Source organism: Polynucleobacter sp. MWH-Berg-3C6 (assembly GCF_018881855.1).
In the GTDB taxonomy this organism is placed as follows: domain Bacteria; phylum Pseudomonadota; class Gammaproteobacteria; order Burkholderiales; family Burkholderiaceae; genus Polynucleobacter.
Map to the genome: position 1 here is coordinate 86,784 of NZ_JACVPN010000003.1, position 13,417 is coordinate 100,200.

Sequence of the window (13,417 nt, forward strand, 5' to 3'; positions counted from 1 at the left end):
TTTTTAAGCGCGGGATCCTAGGATCCCGCGTCTTTCTTTTAATAATCTTACAATGGTGGAATGGTTCCACATCTCATTACTGCCCTAAGCGGTCCTTTGCTCGAATTAGAGTCAAAGGTTCTAGAAGCGACCCCAACCATTGAGCGTTGGTTCAGACTGGAATGGCAAGAACATACCCCGCCGTTCTACTGCTCGGTTGATTTGCGAAATTCAGGCTTTAAGCTAGCCCCGGTTGATACCAACCTGTTTCCTGGTGGGTTTAATAATCTTTCCCCGCAGATGTTGCCCTTGGCTGTTCAGGCAGCAATGGCTGCAATTGAGAAGATTTGTCCAGAAGCCAAAAATTTATTATTAATTCCAGAGCGCCACACCCGTAACACTTTCTATTTGCAAAATATTGCGCGCTTATCCTCCATCTTGCGTCAAGCTGGATTGAATGTTCGCTTGGGTACTTTTTCTGAGGAGATCAAAAAGCCAACTTGGATTGATCTGCCTGATGGCAATCGACTCTTGATGGAGCCACTCTCTCGCCTAGGCTTAAAAAAGCAACGCCTGGGATTAAAAGACTTCGATCCTTGCTCTATTTTGCTCAATAACGATTTGTCTGCAGGTATCCCACCAATTTTAGAAAACTTGCATGAGCAATATTTATTGCCAGGCTTGCATGCTGGCTGGCATGTGCGCCGAAAGTCAAATCACTTTGCCGCCTATGAAGAGGTAGCAAAGAAGTTTGCCAAAGTCGTTGATATCGATCCTTGGATGATTAATCCTTACTTCACTAGTTGCTCGAATATTAATTTTCATGAGCGCAAGGGCGAAGACGAATTACAAACTGCGGTTGAGCAGATCTTGAAAAAGACTGCTAAGAAATATCGTGAATACGGAATCAAAGAAAAGCCATATGTTGTTGTAAAAGCGGATGCTGGAACCTATGGCATGGGCATCATGGTAGTGAACGACCCTGCTCAGCTTAAAGACTTAAACCGTAAAGATCGCAATAAGATGAGCGTGGTTAAAGAAGGTTTAGCAGTAAGCGATGTATTGATTCAAGAGGGTGTCTATACCTTTGAGAAGGTGAATGAAGCTGTAGCAGAGCCAGTCGTATACATGATTGACCGTTACGTGATTGGCGGCTTCTATCGTGTTCATACTGATCGTGGCCCCGATGAAAATCTGAATGCCCCTGGCATGCACTTTGTACCGCTAGCATTTGAGCAAAACTCAATGCCAGATATGAGTGCTAAGCCAGGCAGTGCGCCCCCAAATCGTTTCTATTTGTATGGAGTGGTTGCGCGCTTGGCCTTGCTGGCAGCGTCATTGGAGCTTGAGCGTACCGATCCTGATGCTGAAGCGGCCTAATTAATCTAGAAGACTATGGACTTTCTATTCATCGCCGATCCGCTCGAATCCTTTAAGGTAAAAAAAGATTCGACTTTGGCGGTGATGCGCGCGGCTCAGGAAGCAGGGCATCGTTTATGGTTTTGCCAGAGCCGCAATGTCTTATGGAAAGATGATCTCGTTATTGCAGATTGCCAAGCTCTGGTAGTTAAACCAAGCTCTACTTCCTGGTTTGAACTTGGTGCGATAGAGTCGCGTTCCCTCAAATCATTTTCTGCAGTTTTGATGCGTACTGACCCACCATTTGATATTGAATATCTCAATACAACTTGGCTGCTGTCTGCGGCGGTTCGTCAAGGTGCAAAAGTATTTAATAATCCTACAGCTGTGCGTGACCATTCAGAAAAGGTATCCATCACAGAATTTCCAGAATTAATTCCACCTACATTGGTTACCCGTGAATTAAGCGCTGTAGAACAGTTTCATCAACAACATCGCGATATCGTCATTAAGCCCTTAGATGGCATGGGTGGAATGGGTGTGTTTCGTGTCGGGTCAGATGGCTTAAACCTGGCTAGTATCGTAGAAACGCTTGGTGAAAATGGTGCTAGAACCTTGATGGTGCAGCGCTTCTTGCCAGAGATAGCTCAAGGCGATAAAAGAGTTTTGCTAATTGGCGGAGAGGTAGTGCCATTTAGCTTGGCGCGCATTCCTCAGGGTAGTGAGATTCGTGGAAATTTAGCGGCTGGTGGCAAGGGCGTTGCCATGCCCCTTACGGATGCTGAGAAAAAAATTGCAGAACGCTTAGCGCCAATTTTGCATCAGCGCGGTTTATTCTTGGTTGGACTAGATTTAATTGGCGGTTACCTTACAGAGATTAACGTTACTAGCCCCACGTGTTTTGTTGAAATTACCGAACAAAGTGGGTTTGATGTTCCACAGTTTTTCTTGAAAGCACTTGAGAAGGCATTGTCATAACATGGCTGGAATCGTAATTGTTGCTCATACACCCCTTGCTAGCGCAATGCTTGGATTTGCCGAACATACCTTTGGTGTAGTGCCTGAACGTGTGAGGGCGGTGGATATTCCGCCTTATGAAGATATCAAGGTGAGCTTTGATCGAGTGTTAAAAGCTGCTTATGGAGTAAATACCGGTAACGGTGTTCTGATTTTGACTGATGTGATGGGGGCAACTCCAGCGAACGTGGCGTCAAAGTTAGAAGCCCTTGGCCCCTTATCCGGATTAAATGTCCCGGTAGTTGTGCTTGCCGGATTAAATTTGCCCATGCTCATGCGATGCATCAATCATCGCGCAGAGAGTTTGGAGGAATTAGTTAAAAAGGCTCTTGCTGGTGGTCAGAATGGGATCTTGCGCCTTGGCGCAAAAGTCAAAGAATAGTGATTAAGGAGTTCAACGCGTAATGCCAATTGCTGAAATTGAAATCATTAATAAATTAGGTCTGCATGCTCGTGCGTCTGCCAAGCTTTCTCAATTGGCAGCCCAGTTTCCTTGTGAAATATTTTTGTCACGCAATGGGCGTCAAATCAATGCTAAGAGCATTATGGGTGTCATGATGTTAGCTGCCGGCATCGGCAGCACCGTAACACTCGAGACTGTTGGCGATCAAGCTGATGAGGCAATGCAGGCTCTGACAGCACTAATTAATGACCGCTTCGGAGAGGGCGAGTAAGCATGACTTTTGCTTTACACGGAATACCGGTATCGAAAGGCATTGCCATTGGCAAGGCGGTACTGATTTCGCGTGCAGCATTAGAAGTTAGCCACTATTTAGTTGAGCCCGGCAAGGAAGAGGCTGAGACACAAAAGTTGTTAGATGCCTTTGATCAGGTACGTCAAGAGCTAAACCAATTACGTCAAGGTTTGCCAAAAGATGCGCCGCAAGAAATGGCGGCTTTTTTAGATGTACACGGCATGATTCTTGCCGATCCTGCTCTAGCTGAAAAGCCAATGAGGTTAATTCGCTCTCAGCGCATGAATGCTGCTTGGGCCTTAACAACCGAATTAAATGACTTGTTAGAGCAGTTTTCTGATATCGAAGACCTCTATTTAAAAGAGCGTGCCAACGACATTCGTCAAGTGGCTGAGCGGGTAATTAAAGCCTTAAATGCTCAGAAAAAAGATTCGCTCGACAGCGCTGACATCATGTCACCAGGCGATTTGGGTGTTGACTCCATCATCGTGGCTCACGATATTGCTCCACATGACATGTTGCGCTTCAAGGAGTCTGCTTTTACAGGCTTTGTAACAGACCTCGGTGGTAAGACCTCTCATACCGCTATTGTGGCCCGCAGCATGGAGATTCCTGCGGTAGTAGGTGTGCGCCATGCGAGTGAGATGATTCGCCATGGCGATTGGCTGGTCTTGGATGGTGAGCAAGGCGTTGTGATCGTCGCTCCAGATGAGAAGCTACTTGAGGAATATCGTAAGTTACAAACTCAAGCTATTAAAGAAGCCCGTAAGTTACAACAACTTAAGCATGCCAAGACCGAAACGGCTGATCGTGTTGAGATTGAGTTATTTGCCAATATTGAGTTGCCTGAGGACGCCATTCAGGCTGTGAAATTAGGCGCAGTTGGTGTTGGCTTATTTCGTTCTGAGTTTTTGTTCATGGATCGTAAGCAAGCACTACCAGATGAAGAGCATCAATTTTTAGAGTACCGCCGTGTAGTGGATTTAATGCATGGCTTGCCTGTCAATATTAGAACAATTGACGTTGGTGCCGATAAGGCATTGGGCGCAAGTGGAAATGATGTGTCTCAAACTGGCACATCCCCATTGGGTTTGCGCGCGATTCGTTGGTCCCTGACTGAACCCGAAATATTTTTAACCCAGTTGCGAGCTATTTTGCGGGCATCTGCATATGGTCAGGCGCGCATCATGATTCCGATGTTGGCGCATGCTAAAGAAATTGATGAAACTTTCCGTTTAATAGAAAAAGCAAAGCAACAGTTGCATCAACGCGGCCAAGCATTTAATCCAAATATTCAAGTAGGTGCCATGATTGAAATCCCGGCTGCCGCTTTAGTCCTACCGCTCTTTATCAATCGTTTTGATTTTTTATCGATTGGTACGAATGACTTAATTCAGTACACTTTAGCGATCGATCGGGCTGATCATGCTGTGGCTCACCTTTATGATCCATTGCATCCAGCGATTTTGCATTTGCTGGCAAATATTATTGAGCAAGCGAAACGCGCCAATGTGCCTATTGCAGTATGTGGCGAGATGGCTGGTGACCCCTCTTTAACAAGGCTCTTGCTTGGTTTGGGATTGACCGATTTCTCGATGCACTTTAGTCAGCTATTACTCGTCAAGCGCGAGATCCTCAAAGCAAATGTGGGCTTATTAAAGGCCCGCGTTCCAAGAGTTCTGAAAGCCTATGAGTCTGAAGATCAGGCTAAAGCTCTAGAGCGTTTAATGGCTTAGTGGGCTTTACCGCAAACCGAGCACTCGGGATTGCGGGCGATTTTGAATTCATCTATCTGAGTGGTGCGCGCATTCCATAGCAGCATACGGCCCACTAAAGTTTCACCAAAACCCACCAATACTTGTATTGCTTGAGCAGCTTGCATGGCACCAATAATGCCTACCAGCGGTGAAAAGATTCCCATTGAAGAGCAGCTTACTTCTTCAAAGTCTTCATCGGGGGAGAAGATGCAGGCGTAACAAGGTGAGGCAGCATTGCGTGGGTCAAAAACGCTGATCTGACCATCAAAGCGGAGTGCTGATCCAGATACCAATGGAATTTGATGCTGAACACAACTGGCATTAATTAAATGGCGCGTGGCAAAGTTATCAGTGCAATCTAAAACGACATCAACACTTGGAAGCAATTCATCAAGAAGTGCGGCTGTTGCTTTAGCTTCGATCGTTTCAATCTCAATGCCAGAATTGAGTTGCTGTAAAAATTCTTTTCCAGAGCTGACTTTGCCCTTGCCAACATTTTTTTCGGTATGCATGGTTTGGCGTTGTAGATTAGTCAGCTCAACACGATCATGATCTATCAAGGTGATGTGACCAATACCAGCAGCTGCTAAGTAGGGAGCTGCAGCACTACCTAGGCCGCCAGCGCCAATCACCAATGCGTGCGACCCTAAGAGCTTTTCTTGGCCTGCAACATCGATTTCCTCAAGCAGTAAATGCCTTGAGTAGCGAAGTAACTGCTCATCATTCATGTGCAGGCCTAAAAATAATTTTATTCGAGCTTAGATGAAGAACGCTTTACCGGCTGGCCGTTAATAAAGTTGACCGCTTGAGAAAGCATGAAATCGTCAGCGCTACCTAGCTCAGGCGGCTTCTTATTCTTATCCTTTTCTTTTTCTTCAGGAGTTTTCTTCGCATTCTTTTCTTCAATGCGCTGCAACTCTTCAAGGCGACGCTGCTCGCGATCTTTGATCAACTTATCTTCGGCAGATTGTTTATTGCGTAGATGCTTTTCACTATCGATTTCACGGGTGATTAAAACATCATCTGGATCACCATCCTTATTTTGATCAACAGGAATATCAGGTTTCACACCGAACGCCTGAATCGATTTTCCGCTTGGCGTGTAGTAGTAAGCGGTTGTGATTTTTAGAGCAGAATCATTTGTCAGTGGGCGTACTGTTTGTACGGAGCCCTTACCAAAGGTTGTCTTACCAATAATGGTCGCGCGTTTGTAGTCTTGCAATGCGCCAGCAACAATCTCGGAAGCAGAGGCTGAGTAAGCGTTGACTAAAACTACCATTGGTAACTTCTTAAAGATGGCAGGAACGCCAGCCAAGGGATCTCCTGGCTCACTCAGGCGATACATCGCTGGGGTTGCATTGAATACCTGCTTGGAATCCGGTGCTTGGCCCTTGGTTGAGACCACCACTACATCGGCAGGCAGGAAGGCAGCAGCTACGCCAACTGCGCCTTGGAGGAGGCCGCCGCCATTATTTCGCAGGTCAAGGATGATGCCCTTGAGTTTTGGGTTTTGATTGGCAAGATCGGTTAATTTTTTAGCAAGATCGGGGACAGTGCGCTCTTGAAAGCTGGTTACTCGAACCCAGGCAATATCGTTATCCAGAATTTTGGCTTTAACAGATTGCACTTTAATTTCTGCGCGAGTAATAGTGACTGGAAAACTGCGCTCTTCACTCTTGCGATATACAGTCAATGTAATCTTGGTACCAGGCGTACCACGCATGGTGCGAACTGCCTTATCAAGAGACATGCCACGAACTGGTTTGTCATCTAGGCGGGTAATTAAATCACCCGCTTGCAATCCAGCACGCGCCGCAGGACTGTCTTCAATTGGATTAAGTACTTTAACAACGCCATCTTCGGAGGTGATTTCAATTCCGAGACCAGCAAACTTACCCGAGGTTGCTTCTTGCATTTCTGAAAAATCTTTTTTGTCTAGAAAAGTCGAGTGAGGATCTAGGCTGCTAACCATTCCTTTAACAGCATCCGTTAAGAGTTGCTTATCTTCGATTGGTTCAACGTACTCGCGCTTGATTTGTGCAAAGACATTGGAGAGTGTGCGTAGCTCATCTAGTGGAAGCTGAGCGGCTTGCTGGGCAGTTGCCGACAGTTGAATGGTTGCCGCTACTCCAGCAATTAAACCGATGGTAACGAGAGCGAAATTCTTCAGAAATTGGCGCATGTTTCTTTTTGACCTTAGTCCAGATAAAAGTGTTGAATTGGCTTGAGATTGTCATCAAGCTCATATACAAGCGGTACGCCATTGGGGACGTTCACTTCCATAATGGCCTCGTCAGACATTTGGTCCAAGTATTTAATTAAAGAGCGGATGCTATTGCCATGTGCCACTAATAGTACGCGTTTACCAGCTTTTAGTGCAGGAGCGATGGATTCATTCCACAGGGGCAATACCCGCTCCACATTGTCTTTGAGACATTCGCCCAAAGGAATATCGGATGCACTCAGTTTGGAATAGCGTTGATCATTTTTAGGATTACGCTCATCACTATGTTCTAGCAATGGAGGACGAACATCATAAGAGCGACGCCAGATATGCACTTGTTCGTCACCATACTTGGCTGCAGTTTCAGCTTTATTCAGACCTGTGAGAGCACCATAATGACGCTCATTCAATCTCCAGCTATGGACTACAGGAAGCCACATTAAATCCATAGCATCTTGAACATGCCAAAGGGTGCGAATAGCACGTCTCAAAACTGAGGTGTAGGCCACATCAAACTCATAGCCAGCTTTTTTGAGGCTTTTACCTGCAGCCAGGGCCTGGTCTATACCTTTTGGGGTTAAGTCCACGTCAGCCCAGCCGGTGAAGCGGTTTTCGAGGTTCCAGGCGGATTCGCCATGACGAATAAGGACAAGTTGTTTCATAGAGCCATTCTATAATCCGATGATGAACTTTCTCACTCAAATTGATAATTTAGCGCTTATTGCCCTCCTTCTGGTTTCGGGCACTACGCTTTTCCTACCCACATTATCTACGCTTATTGGTGGAAAAGGCTTGTCGCCTACCGAAGCCACTATTTGGATTAATCGTCGCAAGGCTTATGTTTTGGATTTACGCCCTGAAGAGGCGTATAAAGCAGGCAGACTGCCAGGGGCTAAATTCATTAAGTCAACTGAGATCTCTGCTGCAATTGAGAAGCTAAAGCTAGATCGCAATAACCCAGTAGTGCTGGTGTGCGAAACCGGCGCTCATTCCCGTAAGGCTATTGCTGAAGTTAAAAGCCTCGGTTTTGCTGAAGTTGGAACCCTAGACGGTGGCGTGCAAGCTTGGAAAGAAGCCGCCCTCCCATTAGTTAAGTAAGAGACCTATGCCTTCCGTAACAATGTATAGCACCCAAGTTTGTCCATATTGCGTCATGGCTGAAAAGCTCTTGCTCAAAAAGGGCGTGAGTAATTTAGAAAAGATTTTGATTGATCGTGATCCTGCTCAGCGTGAGGTCATGATGACTCGTACTGGTCGTCGTACTGTCCCGCAAATTTATATTGGCGAGACTCACGTTGGTGGTTACGATGATCTGGTGGCTTTAGATCGTGCAGGCAAGCTCGATCCTTTATTGGTTTAATGTATTAATTCGTCAAGAAAGATAGCAATGACTGAACAATCTTCCGCACCTCAAGCAGAGGCTGATAAATCAAAAGAGCCTGGATTTCGGATTCAGCGTATTTATCTTAAAGATCTCTCCTTAGAGCAGCCTAATGCACCACAAATTTTGTTGATTGCATCAGAGCCTGTAGTGCAAGTTGAAATCGATGTTGCTGTTTCACCTTTGAGTGGCGAAATTTTTGAGGTTGCTTTGAGTGCCACCGTCACTGCAACAGTAGATTCAAAAGTATTGTTCTTGGTTGAAGCTAAGCAAGCTGGCATTTTTGAATTCAGTAATATTCCTGTTGAGCAAGTTGACCCAATGCTAGGAATTGCTTGCCCAACTATTTTGTATCCATACCTTCGTTCAAATATTGCTGACGTTATTAGTCGCGCAGGCTTCCAACCAATTCATTTGAATGAGATCAATTTCCATGGCATGTATGAGCACCGTCTCATGCAGGCTCAACAGGCAGCTGGCAAAGAGAGTGGCGCCACTGATGAGAGCAAAATAGTTCTTCCCCATTAGGCCAAAACAGCGAGCCCACAGATCATGAAAGTGACCCTGATTGGTGCTGGAGCTTGGGGAACAGCAATGGCTGCACAAGCAGCTCGCCACCTCAAGGATGGCGATGTTGCCTTGTGGTCTCGCAGCAAAGATCAATTGGCAGAAATTGAGCAGAGTGGTGAAAACCGCTCCTACCTGCCTGGTATTCAGTTACCCAAAAACATTTCACTAGAAAGCAACTTCTCAGCTGCTATTAAGAGACTATCTACCAAAGATCTATTGGTAATCGCAACACCAATGGCTGGACTCTCAGAAACAATTGCTCAGGTATTGAAAATTGCAGAGCAGCCTTTAAATATTATTTGGCTATGCAAGGGTTTGGAGCCCACTACAGCACTGCTGCCGCATCAAGTGGTTGAGCGTGAAAACAAATTACATAGTCATGGTATTCAACATTCTTACGGCGCATTGTCTGGCCCTAGTTTTGCATCTGAGGTGGGCGCCGGAATGCCCTGCGCATTAACGGTTGCCAGCGCTTCTGCTGAATTATGTGCAGTAGCCCAAGCTGCTTTTCATCATGGCAATATGCGCATTTACTCAAGTGATGATTTGGTGGGCGTGGAATTAGGCGGCGCCATTAAAAACGTTTTAGCTATTGCTGCCGGTATTGGTGATGGCTTAGATTTAGGTTTGAATGCTCGAGCTGCCGTTCTTACGCGTGGCCTTGCTGAGATGATGCGTTTGGTAAAAGCAGCTGGTGGAAGATCAGAAACCTGCATGGGTCTCACAGGGGTTGGTGATTTGATCTTGACAGCTACAGGGGACCTCTCGCGTAATCGACGCGTTGGTCTTGAGTTGGCTGCTGGTAAGCCATTACCCGAGATATTGTCTGGCTTAGGTCACGTTGCAGAAGGTGTCCTTTGTGCCGCTGCCGTTGGAGATTTGGCAAAACGCTTGAGCGTGGAGATGCCAATTACTGCAATGATGGGGGAAGTATTGGCTGGCAGACTTTCACCACAAGAAGCAGTTAAGAAATTGATGGGTCGAGACCCAAAAATAGAGGCCTAATACACCCCGTTTTTCTTCAGCTTTTACTTGCCGCCTGCAAGACCATTTTGACGCCAGGCCTCATAAACCACAATTGCTACCGTATTCGATAAGTTCAAGCTACGGCTACTATCCTGCATGGATAGGCGCATGCGATTGTTTTCTGGAATGTCGTTACGAACCTCATCAGTAATACCTTTGGTTTCAGAACCAAAAACGAAGTAATCATTGGGAGCATATTTGCCCTCATGAAATTTTCCACTTCCTTTTGTCGTTAAAGCAAAAAGATGCTGAGGATCTGGCTGCTCATTTTTTAGAAATTGCGCCCAATTGGCATGAACTTTAACTTTGGCAAACTCGTGATAGTCAAGCCCTGCCCTGCGGAGTTTGGCATCTTCCATTGGAAAGCCTAAGGGCTCAATCAAATGCAGTTTTGCGCCAGTATTAGCGCAAAGCCGAATGATGTTGCCTGTGTTTGGCGGAATTTCAGGTTCGAATAAAACAATATTAAACATGCGGTACTTTAGCTGTTCTGAGTACAACCCAGTTAATGACGTGTAATACACCATTGTCCTTCAGAACGCGGGCAATTTCATTAAGTGTAGCCCCACTGGTCATTACGTCATCAAAAACGATCACCCTTTGATCTCGAAGAATTTTGATGAAGTCTATATCAAGGTAAAACACTCCCTGAATAGCCAGCCGCCTGGTAGAAAGCCTACCTCCTGCTTGTCCAAACTCATGGTGTTTACGCTTGAGTGCATGCGGTAATTTTTGTGTGCTGGATTTGCAATCTATTCTGCGGGCAATTTCCCAGCTTTGATTGAATCCTCGAGCAGATAATTTATGTGTACTAAGTGGTACAGGTAAAAGATAGTTTGCATAGATAGTTTTTAGCTGCTCTGAAAAAGTTTCATTCCATACGCAAGCAAGTCCATGCGCATAAGCTAGACGTTTTTGGTATTTAAGTTGATGAATTGCATTTTGTAGTGCGCCCCCATAGCGATCTAGGCAGTATGTTTTATCGAAATGGGGAGGATCAATCGTGCACTGATTGCAGCGCTGCGCCTCTAACTCCGATCTATCTAAGCTGATGCCACATTGGTAGCAGCATTCGTAATTGAATAAGCCATCTTCTTTTAGAGATTGCAAACAGGATTCGCAAATACTGTGTTGTTGGTGGCATTCGCATACGATGCAAGCGCTGGGTAGTAGTAGTTGGTTAATGGATTGAAAAGTCTTCTCTAGAAATCGCATGGAGCGCTGAGTATACTGAGCGAATGACCCACCCAATCAGATGGTTACAAGATGAAATTGCAGATCGCATGCTGCAAAAACTTGACATCGTCAAACTCGATGTCAGAGACGTTTTAATCGTTCCAGATTTTCCTGGAAAGCATCTAGCCTCTTTTGCCAAACGTTATCCGCACGCAAAGATTCATAGTCTTACTGAAGATGGAATTTCTGGTTTTGCTATGTGGCGCTCAAAAGCCTTATCGCATTGGCGCTCTTTGTTTCGAGGAAATACAGAACCTATAGCCAACTATCTAGCAAGCGGTAAATTTAATCTTCCTGACAATTCTGTTGATTTTGTATTTAGTAATCTCTTATTGCAGGACCTAGCCGATCCGCGACATTTTTTACAGGAGTGTTGGCGCGTTTTGCGAGAGGGTGGTTTGGTCACTTTTAGTTATTTAGGGCCCGACACTGGAAAAGAGTTACGTGCAATGGATTCGGGTGTCATTAGATTAAAGAATTTATTAAGCCCCTGGGATATGCACGATATGGGCGATGCCCTTCTTGGAGAGCGTTTTTCCGACCCTGTTATGGATATGGAATTTATCAATCTTGATTACCAATCGGATGCGCTTTTGCTCGTTGATGCAGGGGCGCTGAAATTGCTTCAAGCAACTACTCAGGAAGTGTCTAAACCCGGTCTATTGCCCCAAAAAATGACATTGGAGCTTGTGTATGGTCATGCTTGGGCTTTAGGAAAGGGTCTTGCAAAAGCTCGTGACAATGTCGCCTATATCGATGTAAATCAAATTGGGCACAAGACTAGGCCATATTCTGCTTAAGTGTAAGTGCTTACTATCATTTTAAGCTTTGCCAAGATTGGATTAGGCCGTGTTATCCCTGTTTGTTGTTGCGCACAATTAACCCTATAATCACGGCTGGATGTATTGGCTTGATACCGTTTTTTGGGCATTTAGTGGCATTTTTTGACACTTTGCTCACGACAATAAACAGAGAATAAGATGAATTTATTTGGAAAAGTCACTAGGGCTTCGCTCTATTTAGTAGCAGCCTTTGGCACTGCTTTTGCACACGCAGCAGAAAACATGCCCGGCGGCCCAGCTGTTAATCAGCTGAATTTTGCTGCACCTGCAACCAAAATCATGCAAGAAATCCATTGGCTCCATTGGATGATGTTGGTGATTTGTGCAGTGATCTTTATCGGTGTGTTCGGAGTGATGTTCTATTCCATCTTGAAACACCGCAAATCATTGGGTCACAAATCAGCTTCTTTTCACGAGAGCACAACCGTTGAAATTATCTGGACAGTTATTCCGCTGTTGATCGTGATCGGTATGGCATTGCCTGCAACCAAAACAGTTGTGGCAATGAAAGACACTACTAATTCAGATATCACCATTAAGACTACTGGTTATCAGTGGAAGTGGGGATACGACTACATCAAGGGTGAAGGCGAGGGCATTAGCTTTTTGTCTACCTTGTCAACTTCACGCGAAGCGATTAATAACCTCGCACCAAAATCAAGTACGTATTTGATGGAAGTTGATAACGAAATGGTTGTGCCAGTCGGCAAGAAAATTCGTTTGATTACGACTGCTAACGACGTTATTCACGCTTGGACTATTCCAGCGTTTGGCGTGAAGCAGGATGCGATTCCTGGATTCGTTCGCGACACTTGGTTTAAGGCTGAAACTATTGGTACATTCCGCGGCCAGTGTTCTGAGTTATGCGGCGCTGAGCATGCCTTTATGCCTATCGTTGTGAGAGTAGTTTCCCAAGAAGACTACACAGCTTGGGTTGCTGAAAAGAAAAAAGAGATGGGCGCAGGTGGTGATGATCCTTCAAAGGTTTACACCTTGGATGAGCAAAAAGAGCGCGGCGCAAAAGTGTACGCATCAAACTGCGCTGCTTGTCATCAGGCTAATGGTAAGGGTGCAGGCGCATTCCCAGCATTAGACGGCAGCAAAATGGTCTTGGGTCCTAAAGCAGGTCAATACAACATCTTGATTAACGGTAAGGGTGCAATGCCGAAGTGGGCTGGCGTGATTCCTGATGGTGATATCGCTGCAGTCATGACATATACACGTAACGCATGGGGTAATAAGACGGGTGAAGTGATTCAGACCCAAGACATTATTACTGCACGCGGCGGCAAGTAATTCAGATTAACTAATACAGATAAAAACGAAACCGG

Annotated in this window: 16 protein-coding genes; 11 read left to right on the forward strand and 5 right to left on the reverse strand. The window is 45.5% G+C overall.

Annotated elements, in window-relative coordinates:
- The first annotated feature begins 60 nt into the window (after positions 1–60).
- From gshA to ptsP, 5 genes are read left to right on the forward strand one after another with little or no spacing between them, the layout of a single operon-like run.
- Positions 61–1,359 carry a glutamate--cysteine ligase gene (gene gshA, locus ICN13_RS06835; RefSeq protein WP_216139652.1) on the forward strand — a complete coding sequence of 433 codons (1,299 nt, stop codon included), beginning with the start codon at positions 61–63 and terminating at the stop codon, positions 1,357–1,359.
- 15 nt (positions 1,360–1,374) lie between these two features.
- The gene (gene gshB, locus ICN13_RS06840) at positions 1,375–2,316 is read left to right on the forward strand and encodes a glutathione synthase (RefSeq protein ID WP_216139653.1); all 942 of its coding nucleotides are present in this window, start codon (positions 1,375–1,377) and stop codon (positions 2,314–2,316) included.
- A 1-nt stretch (position 2,317) separates the two neighbouring features.
- Complete coding sequence (locus ICN13_RS06845; RefSeq protein ID WP_216139654.1) at positions 2,318–2,737, forward strand: PTS sugar transporter subunit IIA; 420 nt, start codon at positions 2,318–2,320, stop codon at positions 2,735–2,737.
- A 22-nt stretch (positions 2,738–2,759) separates the two neighbouring features.
- The gene (locus ICN13_RS06850; protein WP_216139655.1) at positions 2,760–3,029 is read left to right on the forward strand and encodes an HPr family phosphocarrier protein; all 270 of its coding nucleotides are present in this window, start codon (positions 2,760–2,762) and stop codon (positions 3,027–3,029) included.
- Positions 3,030–3,031: 2 nt separating this feature from the next.
- Positions 3,032–4,786 carry a phosphoenolpyruvate--protein phosphotransferase gene (gene ptsP, locus ICN13_RS06855; RefSeq protein WP_216139656.1) on the forward strand — a complete coding sequence of 585 codons (1,755 nt, stop codon included), beginning with the start codon at positions 3,032–3,034 and terminating at the stop codon, positions 4,784–4,786.
- Here the strand turns inward: ptsP and ICN13_RS06860 are convergent.
- From ICN13_RS06860 to gpmA, 3 genes are read right to left on the reverse strand one after another with little or no spacing between them, the layout of a single operon-like run.
- Positions 4,783–5,535 (reverse strand): HesA/MoeB/ThiF family protein, encoded by a 753-nt coding sequence (locus ICN13_RS06860; protein ID WP_216139657.1) that lies wholly within the window; start codon positions 5,533–5,535, stop codon positions 4,783–4,785. The genes ptsP and ICN13_RS06860 overlap by 4 nt on opposite strands.
- 20 nt (positions 5,536–5,555) lie before the next feature.
- On the reverse strand, positions 5,556–6,989 hold the full coding sequence (locus tag ICN13_RS06865; RefSeq protein WP_216139658.1) for a S41 family peptidase: 1,434 nt from the start codon (positions 6,987–6,989) through the stop codon (positions 5,556–5,558).
- A gap of 14 nt (positions 6,990–7,003) precedes the next feature.
- Positions 7,004–7,693: a 2,3-diphosphoglycerate-dependent phosphoglycerate mutase gene (gene gpmA, locus ICN13_RS06870; RefSeq protein ID WP_216139659.1), complete on the reverse strand. Its 690-nt coding sequence runs from the start codon at positions 7,691–7,693 to the stop codon at positions 7,004–7,006.
- 22 nt (positions 7,694–7,715) lie between these two features.
- On the opposite strand from gpmA, the gene ICN13_RS06875 reads away from it, so the two are divergent.
- From ICN13_RS06875 to ICN13_RS06890, 4 genes are read left to right on the forward strand one after another with little or no spacing between them, the layout of a single operon-like run.
- Positions 7,716–8,129, forward strand: coding sequence for a rhodanese-like domain-containing protein (locus ICN13_RS06875; RefSeq protein WP_216139660.1), 414 nt, complete (start codon positions 7,716–7,718; stop codon positions 8,127–8,129).
- A gap of 7 nt (positions 8,130–8,136) precedes the next feature.
- Positions 8,137–8,391 (forward strand): glutaredoxin 3, encoded by a 255-nt coding sequence (gene grxC, locus ICN13_RS06880; protein ID WP_216139661.1) that lies wholly within the window; start codon positions 8,137–8,139, stop codon positions 8,389–8,391.
- Positions 8,392–8,418: 27 nt separating this feature from the next.
- Positions 8,419–8,940: a protein-export chaperone SecB gene (secB, locus tag ICN13_RS06885; protein WP_216139662.1), complete on the forward strand. Its 522-nt coding sequence runs from the start codon at positions 8,419–8,421 to the stop codon at positions 8,938–8,940.
- 24 nt (positions 8,941–8,964) lie between these two features.
- Positions 8,965–9,987, forward strand: coding sequence for an NAD(P)H-dependent glycerol-3-phosphate dehydrogenase (locus ICN13_RS06890; RefSeq protein WP_216139663.1), 1,023 nt, complete (start codon positions 8,965–8,967; stop codon positions 9,985–9,987).
- A 23-nt stretch (positions 9,988–10,010) separates the two neighbouring features.
- On the opposite strand, the gene trmL is transcribed toward ICN13_RS06890, so the two are convergent.
- Together trmL and ICN13_RS06900 are read right to left on the reverse strand one after the other, a co-directional pair.
- A complete protein-coding gene (trmL, locus tag ICN13_RS06895; protein WP_216139664.1) occupies positions 10,011–10,481 on the reverse strand; it encodes a tRNA (uridine(34)/cytosine(34)/5-carboxymethylaminomethyluridine(34)-2'-O)-methyltransferase TrmL in 471 nt (156 codons plus the stop codon).
- The gene (locus ICN13_RS06900; protein ID WP_255534074.1) at positions 10,474–11,118 is read right to left on the reverse strand and encodes a ComF family protein; all 645 of its coding nucleotides are present in this window, start codon (positions 11,116–11,118) and stop codon (positions 10,474–10,476) included. The genes trmL and ICN13_RS06900 overlap by 8 nt, the downstream gene beginning before the upstream one ends.
- Positions 11,119–11,246: 128 nt before the next feature.
- On the opposite strand from ICN13_RS06900, the gene ICN13_RS06905 reads away from it, so the two are divergent.
- On the forward strand, positions 11,247–12,044 hold the full coding sequence (locus ICN13_RS06905; protein ID WP_255534075.1) for a class I SAM-dependent methyltransferase: 798 nt from the start codon (positions 11,247–11,249) through the stop codon (positions 12,042–12,044).
- A 180-nt stretch (positions 12,045–12,224) separates the two neighbouring features.
- Positions 12,225–13,382 (forward strand): cytochrome c oxidase subunit II, encoded by a 1,158-nt coding sequence (gene coxB, locus ICN13_RS06910; RefSeq protein WP_216139666.1) that lies wholly within the window; start codon positions 12,225–12,227, stop codon positions 13,380–13,382.
- The last annotated feature ends 35 nt before the right edge of the window (positions 13,383–13,417 follow it).

Excerpts from the sequence above, each read along its gene's own strand:
- gshA (WP_216139652.1), top strand. The coding sequence starts at position 61 with ATGGTTCCACATCTCATTACTGCCCTAAGCGGTCCTTTGCTCGAATTA.
- gshB (WP_216139653.1), top strand. The coding sequence starts at position 1,375 with ATGGACTTTCTATTCATCGCCGATCCGCTCGAATCCTTTAAGGTAAAA.
- ICN13_RS06845 (WP_216139654.1), top strand. The coding sequence starts at position 2,318 with ATGGCTGGAATCGTAATTGTTGCTCATACACCCCTTGCTAGCGCAATG.
- ICN13_RS06850 (WP_216139655.1), top strand. The coding sequence starts at position 2,760 with ATGCCAATTGCTGAAATTGAAATCATTAATAAATTAGGTCTGCATGCT.
- ptsP (WP_216139656.1), top strand. The coding sequence starts at position 3,032 with ATGACTTTTGCTTTACACGGAATACCGGTATCGAAAGGCATTGCCATT.
- ICN13_RS06860 (WP_216139657.1), bottom strand. The coding sequence starts at position 5,535 with ATGAATGATGAGCAGTTACTTCGCTACTCAAGGCATTTACTGCTTGAG.
- ICN13_RS06865 (WP_216139658.1), bottom strand. The coding sequence starts at position 6,989 with ATGCGCCAATTTCTGAAGAATTTCGCTCTCGTTACCATCGGTTTAATT.
- gpmA (WP_216139659.1), bottom strand. The coding sequence starts at position 7,693 with ATGAAACAACTTGTCCTTATTCGTCATGGCGAATCCGCCTGGAACCTC.
- ICN13_RS06875 (WP_216139660.1), top strand. The coding sequence starts at position 7,716 with ATGAACTTTCTCACTCAAATTGATAATTTAGCGCTTATTGCCCTCCTT.
- grxC (WP_216139661.1), top strand. The coding sequence starts at position 8,137 with ATGCCTTCCGTAACAATGTATAGCACCCAAGTTTGTCCATATTGCGTC.
- secB (WP_216139662.1), top strand. The coding sequence starts at position 8,419 with ATGACTGAACAATCTTCCGCACCTCAAGCAGAGGCTGATAAATCAAAA.
- ICN13_RS06890 (WP_216139663.1), top strand. The coding sequence starts at position 8,965 with ATGAAAGTGACCCTGATTGGTGCTGGAGCTTGGGGAACAGCAATGGCT.
- trmL (WP_216139664.1), bottom strand. The coding sequence starts at position 10,481 with ATGTTTAATATTGTTTTATTCGAACCTGAAATTCCGCCAAACACAGGC.
- ICN13_RS06905 (WP_255534075.1), top strand. The coding sequence starts at position 11,247 with ATGACCCACCCAATCAGATGGTTACAAGATGAAATTGCAGATCGCATG.
- coxB (WP_216139666.1), top strand. The coding sequence starts at position 12,225 with ATGAATTTATTTGGAAAAGTCACTAGGGCTTCGCTCTATTTAGTAGCA.